14 protein-coding genes and 1 pseudogene are annotated in these 15,512 nt (G+C 31.2%); all 15 read right to left on the bottom strand.

Translation table 11 applies throughout. From position 1 onward, the window contains the following. Nucleotides 1–165: 165 nt before the first annotated feature. Nucleotides 166–528, bottom strand: a complete 363-nt coding sequence (locus ROSEINA2194_RS15845) for a KdsC family phosphatase (protein WP_252832677.1) — start codon at nucleotides 526–528, stop codon at nucleotides 166–168. 16 nt (nucleotides 529–544) lie between these two features. Then, on the bottom strand, nucleotides 545–688 hold the full coding sequence (locus ROSEINA2194_RS22285) for an HAD family hydrolase (protein WP_007889798.1): 144 nt from the start codon (nucleotides 686–688) through the stop codon (nucleotides 545–547). 224 nt (nucleotides 689–912) lie between these two features. After that, nucleotides 913–1,116, bottom strand: a pseudogene (locus ROSEINA2194_RS23960) (CatB-related O-acetyltransferase); the annotation flags it as partial. Nucleotides 1,117–1,979: 863 nt separating this feature from the next. Next, nucleotides 1,980–2,615 (bottom strand): CatB-related O-acetyltransferase, encoded by a 636-nt coding sequence (locus tag ROSEINA2194_RS19910; protein ID WP_007889800.1) that lies wholly within the window; start codon nucleotides 2,613–2,615, stop codon nucleotides 1,980–1,982. Between the two features lie 442 nt (nucleotides 2,616–3,057). After that, a complete protein-coding gene (locus ROSEINA2194_RS15860) occupies nucleotides 3,058–3,645 on the bottom strand; it encodes a cytidylyltransferase domain-containing protein (RefSeq protein ID WP_007889801.1) in 588 nt (195 codons plus the stop codon). Nucleotides 3,646–3,647: 2 nt separating this feature from the next. After that, entirely contained in the window at nucleotides 3,648–5,231 is a 1,584-nt protein-coding gene (locus ROSEINA2194_RS15865; RefSeq protein WP_007889803.1) for a polysialyltransferase family glycosyltransferase, read from the bottom strand. Nucleotides 5,232–5,327: 96 nt separating this feature from the next. Then, nucleotides 5,328–5,627 (bottom strand): hypothetical protein, encoded by a 300-nt coding sequence (locus ROSEINA2194_RS15870; RefSeq protein WP_007889805.1) that lies wholly within the window; start codon nucleotides 5,625–5,627, stop codon nucleotides 5,328–5,330. Between the two features lie 11 nt (nucleotides 5,628–5,638). Continuing rightward, nucleotides 5,639–7,525 (bottom strand): HAD family hydrolase, encoded by a 1,887-nt coding sequence (locus ROSEINA2194_RS15875; protein WP_172727149.1) that lies wholly within the window; start codon nucleotides 7,523–7,525, stop codon nucleotides 5,639–5,641. A gap of 151 nt (nucleotides 7,526–7,676) precedes the next feature. Beyond that, nucleotides 7,677–9,155, bottom strand: coding sequence for a hydroxymethylglutaryl-CoA lyase-like TIM-barrel protein (locus ROSEINA2194_RS15885; protein WP_007889811.1), 1,479 nt, complete (start codon nucleotides 9,153–9,155; stop codon nucleotides 7,677–7,679). 142 nt (nucleotides 9,156–9,297) lie between these two features. After that, nucleotides 9,298–9,951 carry a hypothetical protein gene (locus ROSEINA2194_RS15890; RefSeq protein WP_044928546.1) on the bottom strand — a complete coding sequence of 218 codons (654 nt, stop codon included), beginning with the start codon at nucleotides 9,949–9,951 and terminating at the stop codon, nucleotides 9,298–9,300. Further along, the gene (locus ROSEINA2194_RS19915) at nucleotides 9,882–10,820 is read right to left on the bottom strand and encodes a hypothetical protein (protein ID WP_172727150.1); all 939 of its coding nucleotides are present in this window, start codon (nucleotides 10,818–10,820) and stop codon (nucleotides 9,882–9,884) included. Before ROSEINA2194_RS19915 ends, ROSEINA2194_RS15890 begins: the two co-directional genes overlap by 70 nt. Then, a complete protein-coding gene (locus tag ROSEINA2194_RS19920; protein ID WP_049887999.1) occupies nucleotides 10,748–11,506 on the bottom strand; it encodes a hypothetical protein in 759 nt (252 codons plus the stop codon). The genes ROSEINA2194_RS19915 and ROSEINA2194_RS19920 overlap by 73 nt, the downstream gene beginning before the upstream one ends. A 1-nt stretch (nucleotide 11,507) precedes the next feature. Continuing rightward, nucleotides 11,508–12,221, bottom strand: coding sequence for an ABC transporter ATP-binding protein (locus tag ROSEINA2194_RS15900; RefSeq protein WP_007889819.1), 714 nt, complete (start codon nucleotides 12,219–12,221; stop codon nucleotides 11,508–11,510). An 89-nt stretch (nucleotides 12,222–12,310) separates the two neighbouring features. After that, nucleotides 12,311–13,597 carry an InlB B-repeat-containing protein gene (locus tag ROSEINA2194_RS15905; protein WP_007889820.1) on the bottom strand — a complete coding sequence of 429 codons (1,287 nt, stop codon included), beginning with the start codon at nucleotides 13,595–13,597 and terminating at the stop codon, nucleotides 12,311–12,313. Nucleotides 13,598–13,600: 3 nt separating this feature from the next. Then, nucleotides 13,601–15,499: an ABC transporter permease gene (locus tag ROSEINA2194_RS22290; protein ID WP_227970710.1), complete on the bottom strand. Its 1,899-nt coding sequence runs from the start codon at nucleotides 15,497–15,499 to the stop codon at nucleotides 13,601–13,603. Nucleotides 15,500–15,512 lie beyond the last annotated feature (13 nt).

The raw sequence follows: 15,512 nt of genomic DNA on the forward strand, positions 1-15,512 counted from the left end.
CTCATTTTGGCTTGTACTATTTATATTCTAGCACCAAAGTCATCTTTTTTCTTAAATCATATCAAAATCTTTTCTAGCTTGACATATCACCAAATTGCTTTGTATAACAAATTTAAAATTTAAGCTGAGTTCATCAAAAATTGAGCTATTACATAATATAAAAATCTAAACTCCGCTTATATATATTTTTTTTACTATGTCTTCCCAAATTCCTTCCTCTTCTAATAAATGCTCTATAATATCCCTAACAGCACCATTTCCACCATTAACATCACTAATATAATTTGCTATTTGTTTTATTTCCTTGCAACTATTTGCTGGACAAGCAACATAGCCAACCATATTCATCGCTTGTAAATCATTTAAGTCATCACCTATATAAGCTATACAATTTAAATTAATTTTCTTTTCAGCAGTAAATTTTTTAATAAAAGATGCTTTATCCTTTATATTTTGAAACAAATATTCAACATGCAATTCTTGCATCCTTCTCTCTGTGGACATACACTTTCTACCTGTCAATACCATAATTTGCACCCCCATCTCATGGAGTGCAAAAAAAACCGGCAGCATCTTTTGTACAAAATTTTTTTAGTTCATTTCCATTTTCGTCATAATAAATTCCTCCATCTGTCATCGTTCCATCTACATCAATAATAAAAAGTTGTATTTTATTCTTTTGTAACATTTCCACTTTTCCCCCTATTTTTCACACACATGTAATTGTTTTTATAATTTGTATAATAATTCTTTCTTGTTTTCTATTACTCTATATATTTCTTGATTTTCATGTGAGAATTCAATGATATCAGGATGCCAATTTTCTTTAACAGCAAATATTTTTTTTCTCAATTCTTTTACAGCAATATTAATATCTTGATTCAAACCTAACAATATATCCGGTCCATATTCCCACCATCTTAATTCTAATAATTGTTCAATTATATCATCGGAAAACCGTTTTCTTATCTCTCTCGCTGGTACACCTGCTACAACACTATATGGTGCCACATTCTTTGTTACAATTGCACCTGTTCCTATAACAGCACCATCACCTATTGTTACTCCATCACTTATTGTTACTCCTTGTCCAATCCATACATCATTTCCTATTATTATTCCTTTCTTCTTTCTTTCATTTTTTCTATAATATGCTATATTTGCTTCTATCCAATCTTTATAACAATCATTTTGAACAAATGGAGCATACCAATTTTTTTTTGAATAACTTAATATATAACTGCTACTAGTAATTAACTCCAACGAGTGTTGCGGCAATCCAGCAATAAAATCAGAACTGATTGAAACAAAACGTCCTATTTTTTCTACATTTCGTATATAAGAATTATTACAAAAATATGAAAATCCCCCCATCTCTCCCAAATGCACACTACTTCCGCTTCCCCATCTAACCGGTGTTTCCACTCTAAGCGTTTCAAATTTTATGTCTCCAACTGCATCTACAATAATATCATCTGTTCCTCTTATAATAAGACCATTTTTACCAGAATTTACTGGAAAAGTCATTCCTTTTGTAATTATCATTACTACTTCCTCCTAATATACAAGTTACAGTGTTCCAAACGCCTAACTATAAAAACATTTATTCTACAGAAGCAACTGTAATTTTTTGGAAATTAAGAAAATTCTCTTTTTGACATAATACATAGTTACATATCAAAAGGAGAATTTTTAACCATTATCATATGCCAAGATGAAATACTACTGACTTCATACTATAACATCTTTTGAATAATACTTACCCACTAAAATTCCATAACTTAATCTTATCAGTACGCTCAATCAAATATATTAGACACCTCAATTCACATTATAAAAAACTTTAAATTTTATATAAAAGTAGATTTTCCTTTCCACATAAAGTAATTTCATTAACCGCACTGTTAAACTCTAATCTTACCGGTGTAAATTTCTGTTTATCTTTTATATTCAATATTTCATCAAAAATCTGTAAAATATTATCGGTATTTTTTTTGGATAAAATTCAAATTTTTTTCACTGTACTCCCACCACTTAATCTCTTGCATTTTTCTTATTATTTCTTCATCAAACCTTTTTCCTATAACCTTGGCTGGATTTCCTTCTACTATCGAATATGGTTCAACATTACCCTTTACAACAGTTCCCGGTAATATAATACAACCATCCCCTATTAAGGAGCCTTCCAAAACTATAACATTATCACCTATCCAAACATCATTTCCAATCTCAATATCTTCTCGCAATTTTGTTTCAATTTTATTATTCTCGTCCATTTTTATTTTTAAAGCACACCAAGGAAGCTCACCTTTTTGGAAAACTACACTGTTTGAAAAGTATATATTATGTTCTACTGACGTCGCGCCTATATTACAAAATGCCCCTATTGTAGTATATCTTCCAATTTTTGCTGTTCTTTTAATAATTGAATTATTACCAACAGAAAAATAGGCACCAACATTCCTTGCCTCAATAACACATCCATCCCCCAAAAATGCTGGTACTTCCAAGCATACTTTTTTCATTCTACGTTTATGACCGATTATACACTCATTCAAAACCGTAATTAAATTCATATCATTAATTCTGAAAATGTGTTTCCTTGTAATTTGCATTTTTTCCTCCAAGCATCTGAATAAATTGAATACTCTTTTGATTCAAAATCATGAATCTATAAAAAGTATCAAAAGTCAAAACATTCAAAAATCATCTTTATTGCCTAATTATATGTTGATTTCTATCAGAAATGCTTGTCAAGTTCTTGTCGTATTCGCGTTTCACGACATCTTATACACTTATTTCTGTAGAAATCATCATACAATATACACAAAAAATCATGAATTTAATTTCTATAATCCACAACGTCTAATAAATACTCTTGCGAAAAAACAGTAATAGTATTCATCTTGTTAATTACCAGTTTTTAGTATCAGTTTTCTTACCTCTTCTAAATCCTGTTCTGTATCCACAGATAAAGACTCACAATTTTCTACACAAATAAACTTTAATTTTTTTCCATAGTCAATAAATCGCATCGTATCAATTCCTTCAATCTTTTCAAATCTTCCAGGGACAGAATTTGCATAAAAAATCTAACATTTTTTTGTTATAACCAATTATCCCCACATGTTTGTAATAATCAAAATTTATACTCTTAAACGGATATGGTATAGGTGTTCGTGACATATACAAAGCATTCATTTCATTGTCAAATGTTACCTTTATATTGGATGGATCTAGTGCCAATGCTGGATTATGTATTTTTGTTATAATGTTAGTTCCAAATTCAATATCTTGTGGTACGCTTTCTGGAATAGCTGCTTGGATAGCTCCTGTATCTATTAATGGTTCATCCCCATTAATTTGTAAATAAAAATCTGCCTTAACAGTATTCGAAACTTCTTGTAGTCTATTGGCAGCAGTTTGATGTGTGCTTTTCGTCATAACATTTTTAATTCCATAATCATCACAAATATCCTTTATTCTAGCATCATCTGTTGCAACAAAGACATCATCTACACGTTGTATATTTTTTAACCGCTTATGAACCCACCATATCATTGGTTTATCTCCTATTATTTTCAATGGCTTTCCTGGCAATCTAGTAGATCCATATCTTGCTGGAATAATAGCAACTACATGCATATTTATTCTTCCTCCCCATTTTTCAATCGTTGTATTTCCTCTGTCAGTTCTTTTTCTCTTTGAATATAATCAAGTAATCTTCTTTCTGTTGCCTCTAACAATCCTTTTAATCTTTTAATTTCGAGTTCATGTTCCTGAGGCGTTTTAGCATTAAGTACTGCCCCCATATTTTTTAATTTCTTACTCATTTCAAATGTTTCTGTCATACAAATCCACCTTTCTTCACTACTTTTCATCCACACTATATCTTCAGTATCTTCTAATCCATTATCTGACTCCACATATTTCGTAATATTTATCTGCCACGGATACATTTCAAGGAACCTACTTCTATCTATCTCATCATACATTGTAAACATTTTTTTCGAATTTAAATAAATCACAGTATTATATTCTTCTTCAAATTTCTTTAATTGATTTAAACTATAATCAGTTTCAAAATCATCAATCAATAAAATATCTGAGAATTTACTTTCATTAAATTGTCTACAATGTAACTCGATATCATGTTTACCTACTGCACTCAGCATATTTTTCATCTGTACTATATTTATTCCATAGAAATCTACCTTTACTTCATTCATGATTTTTAATAATATAGCTATTATATAATAAATATGGTCAAATTTAAATGTCTTTTCGTATAATGCATTAAATTCTAAGCATTCCTTAAATTGATCTCGAATCAAATTAATTCCTGTAGAAGATATTGTCACTACTTTTCTTGGCATATTTGAAAACACAAATGGTAATAATTCTGCTGGAAAAACCGATTTAACAATATTAATATTGTCAAATAATTTTTCATAATACATAATATCATCTGGATGTAATTTCATAACTATTTCATCATTTTGTGACAAATAAAAATCAAACAATGACTGATAAATTCGTATATGCTCCTCAAAAGATAGTTGACCCAGATTTGAAAACTGCTGGGTTAATAACAAAACACTATTTTTTTTCACTTCAATTTTATCATAAATCCCAAAAAAGCTAAGTAATCGTTCTTTTTTTTCTGTCGACAATTTCTTAAATCCCTCAACAACATCATAATTCTTTTCTTTTTGGTCTTGAAAATCTGCTAATTGTGACTTTACATTGCACCATTTTTCGACAATTAAATCGGACGTATGATTATATAATCCATATTTATTTATAATTTGATATCTATCAGAATTTGATTTTTTTGTTATGTCAGCTAAAATCCAAGGTCTACTTAAAGCTCCACTTCCATCCTCAAACATCGAAAATTTTATATTGTTTTTTATTAGATATACACCTAAATAAGTATGGATACCAGCAATATAAATTTTATCAACTTCTGACAGTTCAAATGGCAAAAGCTCTTTTAAACGATTTTGTACAGTAACTACAATCTGTTCCTCTGTTCCACTAATATTTCCAAATTCAAATAAGTAAACTTTATCAAAGAAACCATATGTTTCAATTTGTTTATAATTGCTATACTTTTCAACAATATATGTTCCTAATATTAGTACCGCTTCCTCACCCAAATGATATTCTTCCTTATGTTCTATACATTCTAATATTTGATATGCCGATAATGCCTGATATACTACCATTTTTCCTCCTATAGTCCTGCCTTTTCAATTACTTCACCAACAGTTTCCATTATTGCTTTTTCCTGTGTAGCACACAAATCTCTTCCAAACACAAAGTCAGAAAACCATTTTTTTGATATATGATAAATCGCTTACCATCAATCTAAATGGCATGTATGCATCATGTCCAGATATATTATACATGTATGGATATTTTTCAAATGTATGTTTATATATTTTTGCAAAATCAATAATTCCTGCATGTATTTGTTTATCATACTGATAGTTTTCAATTTCTGGAATATCAAAAAGAAATTTGTCTTCTTCAAATCCCAGAAATGTAGGTGTAGCTGACTGTGTCATAATTTCAAAGAAAAATGAATTAAGTTTATTATTGGTTTCTTGATGAAAAATCATGTAAAAATTTGTTATACATATTGGAAAAAAATGTATGTATCTACTTGAGAATCCTGCATCATTCCCGCCATATAGGTATCATTTACATTTCTTGTTGCTGCCAATAAACATTTTACTTTGCAATCAAATTTAAATTCTTTTTCAACTAAATACTTTATCTGTAACACATTATTACCTGACCATCCTACATCTACTACTGCAACTTCTTTATCATTTCCAATAACTGTTTTTATATACTCTTTAACACTATTTTTATCATTTTCATAGCATTGGCATATTTCATCCCAATGTTCAATCATTAACCGTTCGATTACCTTTTCATTATCAGGCGTTAAATATTCTTCCTCATTAATTCGATACTCTGGCAGATACTGAAGTAATAATCCTATTCCTATTCTTTCAAATAATGTCGTTATTTTAGACTTGTAAATTGCATTAGCCTTATGATGAACTAACTGTAATAAAAACGGATGTCTATTTTTCTCTACAATTGTTTTTGCCACTGGTACTCTTGACCACAATACATATTCTGTTTTAATATCATCGTAGCATAAATCAAATACCTTTTGATATATGTCACCTTCGCGTGCTAAAAATAAGACTTTTTTTATCCCTTGTTCCATCAAAATTTTATGTATCCATTGACAAAAACCGAATACATATAATCCTGCATAAGTAAATCCCATTTCATAATATGGCGTATATTCTTTCGTACCATTATGTAAATGTGCATTCACAATACCCTTATATGCTGATCCAACTAAATAAGACATATTTTCAGCTCTATACTTATTTCCTTTTTTGTTCACGTTTGGATAATATACATTTGCAATTCCAGCCTTTTCCGCCATCTGTATATCACTTATTTCATTATCTCCAATATGAACTAAATTATCGTATTTTTCTTTTAATAATCCATATAATCCACCATTACGTTTTGTACAATTATAATCACAAGAAACTATAACATCCTCATATCCAAAATATCCACATTTGTTTAATAATTGTTCCATCATCTCTTTCGGATAATACATGTCGGAGCATATCACTATTTTTTTACCTTGATATTTTACCAATTCATACACCCGCTGCATATAAGGATTTGCGTAACATAAATCCTGTTCTACCTGAAATTCTGTTTTTATTCCTATACTCATAGGAACTCCCGTTTCATTTTCGATAATTTTATAGATATCATATATTGTGACTTCAGAATTTCCTCGAGTCATTTTTGCATATTCTCTTGCTTTATTTTCCGCCTTAATCCGAAGCTCGCAAAAATCCATGATATCTAATTTATGACCTACTAAAATAAATAAATCATAAGGTTTGGCAAATGGTCTTAAAATCAACGTGTCAAATATATCAAATGAAACCACATCATACTTCATTAATCCCTTTGCCATATTCATTGCTGACATTATTGGTTTATCAACCGATTCTGCTGTATTTACACATATTGTCTTTGTGCCAAAGATTTCTTCATATGCATTTAATTTTCTAGTCTTTATATCTGTTATAGATAGATTGTCTTTATAATTTTTTCCATTATAACTATACTTTATTTTTATAAAATATCTCGTATCACATTCTAATTTTTCGATTCTGCATGACGCATCTGTTACTTTGGATGTAAACTTGTATTTTACTTTATCTGTAGAATAATAAACATTATAGCAGAACACATCTTTTAACGGCTCCCACTTTAGTTCTATATATGTTCCACCATTAATTATTTTTGTGATTTTCAACTCCGGAGCATGCTCAATTGTTTTAACAGATAAATTTTCCTTTTTTTCAATTATTGGAATACTGTTATGTTCTGTTCCATTATCCATGTCCCAATATAATAACGGTTCCTTTTTTTTACAACCCGGTAATGCCAATTTAATTTCCAAAGAATTTTCCAATGTTTAAATCTATTTTCATAATGTTCTATTATATGCTCCTGAACATATCTTTCATATTCCTTCTGCACATTTTTATCTTTTCTAACGAGTGTATCATATATTTCTTTCTTTATTTTCATTTCACTTCTCCTCTTTGCTTTTATTTTTCATTACACTTATAAAACGATTGATACGCCGATTCTGTAATAAATTCAATTTGAATCGGTAATTTATTGAATGCTTTCCCAACAGTTTGGTTAAACGCACTATCATGTTTTGCTTTACTTTTCATTGTTGTATCAAAATAGTTCTCCCGATTTGCTTTATATCCATCTGCACCTGCTAATCCTACTTCTTTAACTCCTAATTGTGATAACAAATTAAGTAATAAAATTAAACTATTGCACCCCTGTTGAAATCCTCCTGAAATATCATTGTGATTGATTGTGTAATCTATTTTGTCGTCGTTTAAATTTGATGTTCCAATAACTTCATATCCTTCTTTATGATTGATTCTTTGTATTCTTCGTGCATTACTAAAAAAGGCATAATCACATTTATTATCCAAAACGAAATTAACGCTAATAACTATTGCATTCTTCTCATTTATATAATTTTCTATTTTTTTCTTCTCCCTTTCGACAGATTTTCCTGGTGCAATAACAACCACATTTTTGTTTTGTAATTTTTCTTTTAAATTCATCCTAGCTTGAGCATCATCAATAATATTATTGATATACTGTTTATATAGTTCTTCAGCATAATTTGCATCAAATACCGTAGTTTTTTCTTTATCTATTCTTGCAAGAATATGATTAATATCTCTATTCGTCAAATCCCCCTTGTCAATATAGTATTCGGCATAATTTCTGTGCAAATTGTATTTTGCAGATAAAAAATACGCTGGTGTATATCCCCACTCTTTTTTCTCTTTTATTGGCTGAATGTAGTCTTGAATAGCATCCATCAAAAAATCTATATTATATCTATTATCTACATATTCATTAACATAATCTGCAATTAATTCAATAGGAAGATTTCCCGGTATTCTTCCCATCCCCAGCAAACTTCCATCAACAGTTATTGGTCTATTCAGATGACAATCTACGAATCTTTGTGCCAAGCTAAAACTCAAAGCCATATTCTCATGTAAATGTAAACCGACCCTTATATCTTTAGACAAATTATTATCTACGAGACTCACTATTCTATCTAAATCTCTTCTTTTCATACTTCCAAAGGTATCTACAATTGAAAACTGATACGGATGTATTCTTTCAACTTCTTCTAAAATATGAAGCAACTGTTCGTCAGAATATCCCATTACATTAATAGGATTAATACTAAGCAAGTATCCCAAATCTTTTACTTGTTTTGCAAATTCCATTCCCTCCTCTATATCATAATCGTGTGCTGTAATTCTTATCATATCAATCCCCAGTTTATCCCTACAAGCTAATTTTTTAATATCATAATTACTACGCATTGCCATTGCAGAAAAAATTGTATTCTTCCTATCCTCAGGTAGTAGCATTTTTAATTCCTCAATTTTGTTGCATACAGTAATATTTTTATTATATACTTCAATGTCTCTCAAAAATCCTACTTCTACAACATCTATATTGGCCTTAACAAGCATGCTGATTATGTCTTTTGCTTTTTATATCCCCAGTTCCAATCATTTATATATCCTCCGTCTCTTAAGGTACAATCTAATAACATTAAATTTTCCATCTCTGTATATTCCTTTCAATTGCAATATTATGTGTTTCATATGAATTTTAATTAACATTTATATCTAATGCGAACTTTTTTTCAATCGCCCTTAAATATCTTTCATTATGGCTTGCAGCCACAATCATTGGTGCGTATGCATCCCTTCCACTAATACGAAACATATACGGATATTTTTTAAAACGTTTCTGATATTCATCCAAAAAGTCAAGAATTCCTTTTTGAATTTCTAAAATTCCTTTCTGATTTTTATCATATTTTCCAAATACGAGACTTATATCCAAATTTTCCAAGTACTTTCCATTACATACTTTTCTATCATAAAATCCAATAAATTGTGGTGTTGGAGATGCCAAAAGCAATTCCCAATACACGTTATAATCTTTACTTGGATTATGCATCTTCAACAAATCTCTATTATGACTTTGAGAGTAAAGATATGACACCATCTTTCCACTCTGTAAATAAGCTTCCGATGCATCGGGTTCAGCATTATGTATTGTGTTGGTTCCTGCAACAATTCCATAAATATCGCAATGAATATTCCATGTATTCGATACTAAATATCTTAACGCCATTGCTCCCGAGCCAGCCCACCCTATATCAACTGCAGCCGCGCTAGTACAGTCTTTTAACACCTCATTATAATATATTTTAGCTGCTTTTGTCTGAGATTCATATGTTTTTTTACTTTTTCCCACTTTGCCTCTATAAAGCGTCTTAACAAGAAACCATTCTTATCTGTCAATTCATCATCAGGCTTTAAATCTATAAAACTGCTCTTCCTTTGACTTAAAAGTTTTTGTTGTGAAAAGTCTTGTTTGATTTTTTTCACTCTCTTTATTTTTTTTTCATTATTAATATTTTCCTCATCAAGCTGTTTTAAAGCTAATTGTTTACTATTCTTCTCTAATTCCTTGATCCATGTTAGCCAAATGTCTTTCCAATCATCTAATTCCACTAGTAAAAAATCCAATTCCATCGAATGCAATATTTCCCGAATAGTATAGTTTTGATTTATTTTATGATAAATGAATCTTCTAAAGTAGTCATGTTTATTCTCCATTGCCATCAATTTTGTAGCTGCTTTCCGAGACCAATACACGTATGCCGTATTATCATTTGGATATAGCCGCGTATATGCTTGCTTTAAAATATCCCCATCTCTTGACAAAAAAAGTATTTTTCCGATATTATTTTTTTTACAATATTCATGAATAAAATTACAATAACCAACTACAAATAATCCTCCATAAATAAATCCATATTCATATTCCATACCATAAACACTTGTTCCATTGTACAAACAATTGCTTATAATGCCTCTGTATGCACTACCTATCAAATATGACATATCAAAAGGACGATACAATTTAACATTATGATTTACATTAGGATAAACACAAGTTGCAAATCCATTTTTTTCTGCCATCTCCTTGTCACTATGAATATTATCACCCACATGAATAATCGTTTTTCCATAATATTCGCTCTTCACTAATTTAAAAAGTGAACCAGAAGCCTTATTTTTCCCATATTCACAAGAAACATATATTTTTTCACAATCCATAAATCCAGCATTTTCAATAATTTTTTAATTATATCTCTTGATAAATACATATCCGATACAACTATCATCTTCTTTCCCATTTTCTTTAATTCTTTCCATACATCTAGCATAAATGGATTAGCATAACAAAGTGATAACTCTATTTCTTGTTCGACTTTCATTCCTATTTCTTTCGAGCACCCAACATCTTCAGCTAAATTCTTCCATATATCTTCTAATGTAACCTCCATATGACCATTTTTCTGCATACACTTAACTCTCGCATCCCCTTCAGCCCAAATACGAATATTTTTAAAATCACTGATTTCCATTCTTTCACCTATAAAATAAAAAATATCTGTTGGTTGACTTATAGGTCTAAAAATCAAAGTATCAAATACATCGAATGAAATAACATCATATTTTTTCAATTTATCAATATATTTTTTAACTATTAAGTCCGAATTTTTTCTTGCATAATCCTGCGTCTCAGCACTTTTAATAGACAATGCCTTTGTTTCATATGTTTCCATCTGTGGCATTGTTCCAAAAAAATGAAAATGTAGAATATAATAAGCAAAATTTAAATATAACAAATAAATCCATGAAATAATTTTTAAAAAACCAGTTGAACCATCATGTACTTTATGATAACGATACGATATTCCAGACTTCTTATTAACCAAAACATTGTATAACCAATACATCTTATTTTTCATCTCCTCTGTCACAGCTATATACATTACAAATTACCTTTGGATCTCCAATCATTTTTAATATGCCCTTTTCAATCCATATTGCTTTGGTACAATTTTCAAGAATAGTACTCATTGCATGGCTAACCATAAGCACTGTACTTCCACCATGTATCATCTCCTTGACTCGCTTTAGACTCTTTTTTCGGAAGAATTCATCTCCTACGCTTAAGACTTCATCGAGAATCAGAATTTCCGCAGCATCCCCAGCCGTTGCAATAGCAAATCCAAGGCGGCTTACCATACCACTTGAAAAGTTCTTAACCTTCTCGTCCATAAAATCACCTAATTCTGCAAACTCCACTATTTCGTCATAATGTTCATCTATAAATTCCCTGGAATATCCGATAATTGCACCATTTAAATATACATTTTCCTTAGCTGAAAGTTCCATATCAAATCCAGTTCCAAGCGTAAGTAGTTGAATTTTCTTCCTATCAACAATAACTCGCCCAGATGTTGGATTTAATGCTCCTGAAATTATTTTTAAAAGCGTTGATTTTCCAGAACCATTTGTGCCAATAATACCAACAATTTCACCTCGAAACACATTAAAACTAACACTATTTAGTGCAAAAAAATCTTTATAACTAACCCTGTGTTCTAACCATTGAATAAAATATTCCTTTATTCCTGATGCATTACTTGTAGAAATTTTAAATACCATAGATACATCTTCTACGCTTATTACCGCCTCTTTTGTATTAAATGAACTTATTCCCTCTATTTGACCATCTTGTATAGGTATTTCATATTTTATAAAACGATTTTTTCAAATAACGGACTTATTTTATCCCCACATAATGCCCTTACCGTATAAAAATACTCTTCTCCAATTTGAGCATTTCTATCTATATAAGAAGTATTTGTAATATTTTTAGCTATAGTAGTCCATCTTTCATCTTTTTTTCTTCTATATACCTGATAAGTTTTTGCATTCAATACAGCTTTCCAGTTAATCTGTACACCTTCACTGGTGTTAATAAACTCGCCTAATTCTACGTTATCTAATTCCAATTGTTCTGTCCACTGTGCATATAATGCTATCGGTTTGACAGAATTTTCAGCTATTTCTTCTCCTGGTTTGTAGGTATTGCCTGTGCCATCTGCATCCGTACTCCATCCGCAGAAATAATAATTTTCTCTCTCAAATTCACAATTTTCAACTAAGATTTTACAATCAATTGGAAAGTACTTTGTAATTATGGAACCTGTTCCACCATTTGGAATATATTCAAAGATGCATTTCTGCTCCTCAGTGGAATCCGATTCATTAAAATCCAGAATTTCCATGTCTCCCTGTTCTTTCTGTATTTGTTTTTTCCCAAAAATAAGAAAAAATATTAATACACAGCCAAAGCAGACAGCCACTGACATTCCACATGCAATACCAATAATATATCCGATGCTCAATTTAGCCTTTCCTGGTTGATTTTCCGTAAGCAGCTCGTTGTCGTTTGAATTTGTCTCTAGCACTTGTATTTCCGTATTCCCAGTTGCTACCGGAATATTTTTCGTTTGTTCTTCTATGGCTTGTACTTCATTCTCAATTGTTTCCGATTCCTGTGAGGCTTCTATTACTGCTGCCGTATTCTCACCCGATAATTGAAGTGCAGCAGTTTCTAATGTAGTCAAAGTCATATCTGTATCATCTGCTGTTGTTGCAGAAGCCGTCATAACTTTTATTTGCGCTGTTCCTCCACTGATTACTTGAAACGTAAGCCAGAACTTAATTTCATCTGAAGAGCCTGTCCCATCAAATGTAAGCAGTCCCGTCTCCTCATCCACCATGTCTGCCCCATCAATGTATTTCATTCGGAGTGGATCATAACTTACTTCAATATGATAGTGGTTAATTGCTTCTTCCCCTCTCAGGTAAAGTCCGATAGGAAATTCCTCTCCTCTCTCCTGTTCATATGAGTGTGAGCCGAATGTTACTGATGCATTTGCCGCATACGTTTCAAACGGTTGCACAATAAGCAGAAATATGAGAAACATGCGTCCTATCGCTGTTTTTATCTTGCTATCTGTTCTTTTCCACATACTTTATACCCTTTGCATAACATCATTTTCTTTCTTTTTAAATACTGTTAATCCAGCCGCGAAGCTGATTGTCGCTGCCATTGCAAGCTTAATCCAAGCACTATAATGAGGCGCACGATTATAAACAACTGCCTCTCTGGCAATATAAATTGATAAATATATTGGATTATATCCAATTGCCTCCTGCAATAGTGGTGGAAGTGATGTTACCGGATAAAAAATTGCAGACATGTATAATATCATAGTAAGCAGAACGCTATACAGATATTTAATATCTGCAAAGAAAACATACAGAATAGACAGTATATATCCAATACCTGCACCAAATATCAATGCCAGAGCAACGTCCAACGGAAAGAGCAGCATCGTCCAAGAAGGTTTCACCCTAAATATGATCAGCATAAAAACATAGGCAATACAAGTATATCCAAAATTAGTTAATGACGTATAAATTCTCGACAAAACAAATGTTTGTTTTGGAAGCTTTGCCTTTAATAATAAGGTCTTATTATCTACTAATGCTGTCATGGCGGAATTCGTGGCTCCACTAAACAATGCCCAGAAAATATTACCCGTAAGATAATATAACGGATAATTTTCAATCGACCTTTTAAACATATAGGAAAACACAAACGACATAACACTCATCGTCAGCAACGGATTTAACACGCTCCATATGATTCCAAGATAACTTCTTGCATATTTTCTCTTTATTTCCCTGGATGTCAGCTCCTGAATTACGAAGAAATACTGTTTTCTGTCCGAAAAATTTTCATTGAAAAGATCAAGCTGTCTTTTTACTTTTTTCTCGATCTTTCTCCGCTTTCTTACAAGCAAAAATGTTAATCCACCAATTATGCATCCAAGCGTAATTATTAAAATAACATATAATACTAGCTTTGGAAAACCTAATTCGTTTGTAACTTCTTCCTTTGTCTGTGTATTTTCCCACTTAACCAGTTCCCCTGTTGTCGTATATCTATAATAATCTCCGCTGCCATTTTGATTAATTGCATAGAAAACTGTATTATCCTGCATGTCTTCCGTGGTGAATCCATCCGGAACAGTTTCACAAGCCCCTAATGACATGATGTAATACTTCTGGTCATTTGAAGTAATCTCACTGACAGGATAGAAATTAGAAGTCTGACTGTTGAATGCATAGATTGAGAAATTTTCATCACCATCCATGATCAACATGACACGAACATTTCTTGCCTGGTCGCTAAAAAATGTCAATGACTCTCCTGCATAGCTATCTGTCACTAATTTATAATCCCATAAATCAATCTGCGGGGTATAATCAGCAATATCCACTACATATAAAAGCTGATTTCCCTTTTTAATACTTCCAACGACTGGAACTTCTGTCTCCAAACCATATGTATCAGATGAAGTCTGTGTTTCTTCCTCATCCATAAGCTGTTCAAAAAATGATTTTTCTCCGGTATCTGTTCCATCTACATTTATAAGCAGTGTCTCCTGAGAACCCATTGCATAGCTTTCTGCTTCTTCACCATTTGAATAGATTTTTGCACCTTTAACTTTTAATCCTGCATTTCCACCGCCTATTGCTTTGAATGTAATATTGTCATAGGTTATTTCATTACCAAAACCAGTTCCCTCAAGCGTAATTACGCCATCTTCTTCTGCCTCAGCTCCTGATACATACTCCAAGCGTCCGGTATCATATTGAAGTTCAACTTTATAAACACCAATATTTCCATCTGCTTTAATCGTTACTTCTATCTCAAAGGTGTCATCCATATTTACTGAATAACTTTCTCTTCCAAAAGAGACAACTGCGTCTGCAGCATAAACTTTTCCTCTGTCAGAAATGATTAATATAAAGGCAACAGCCATTATAAATAAAATTTCAATGATTTTATTCTTCTTTTTCATTTTGTAACTCATA

Source organism: Roseburia inulinivorans DSM 16841, assembly GCF_000174195.1.
In the GTDB taxonomy this organism is placed as follows: Bacteria; Bacillota; Clostridia; order Lachnospirales; family Lachnospiraceae; genus Roseburia; species Roseburia inulinivorans.

Bases quoted from the DNA above. Each gene is read 5' to 3' on its own strand.
- ROSEINA2194_RS15845 (WP_252832677.1), bottom strand. From the start codon at position 528: ATGGTATTGACAGGTAGAAAGTGTATGTCCACAGAGAGAAGGATGCAA.
- ROSEINA2194_RS22285 (WP_007889798.1), bottom strand. From the start codon at position 688: ATGTTACAAAAGAATAAAATACAACTTTTTATTATTGATGTAGATGGA.
- ROSEINA2194_RS19910 (WP_007889800.1), bottom strand. From the start codon at position 2,615: ATGCAAATTACAAGGAAACACATTTTCAGAATTAATGATATGAATTTA.
- ROSEINA2194_RS15860 (WP_007889801.1), bottom strand. From the start codon at position 3,645: ATGCATGTAGTTGCTATTATTCCAGCAAGATATGGATCTACTAGATTG.
- ROSEINA2194_RS15865 (WP_007889803.1), bottom strand. From the start codon at position 5,231: ATGGTAGTATATCAGGCATTATCGGCATATCAAATATTAGAATGTATA.
- ROSEINA2194_RS15870 (WP_007889805.1), bottom strand. From the start codon at position 5,627: ATGATTTTTCATCAAGAAACCAATAATAAACTTAATTCATTTTTCTTT.
- ROSEINA2194_RS15885 (WP_007889811.1), bottom strand. From the start codon at position 9,155: ATGCTTGTTAAGGCCAATATAGATGTTGTAGAAGTAGGATTTTTGAGA.
- ROSEINA2194_RS19915 (WP_172727150.1), bottom strand. From the start codon at position 10,820: ATGGATTGTGAAAAAATATATGTTTCTTGTGAATATGGGAAAAATAAG.
- ROSEINA2194_RS19920 (WP_049887999.1), bottom strand. From the start codon at position 11,506: ATGTATTGGTTATACAATGTTTTGGTTAATAAGAAGTCTGGAATATCG.
- ROSEINA2194_RS15900 (WP_007889819.1), bottom strand. From the start codon at position 12,221: ATGGTATTTAAAATTTCTACAAGTAATGCATCAGGAATAAAGGAATAT.
- ROSEINA2194_RS15905 (WP_007889820.1), bottom strand. From the start codon at position 13,597: ATGTGGAAAAGAACAGATAGCAAGATAAAAACAGCGATAGGACGCATG.
- ROSEINA2194_RS22290 (WP_227970710.1), bottom strand. From the start codon at position 15,499: ATGAAAAAGAAGAATAAAATCATTGAAATTTTATTTATAATGGCTGTT.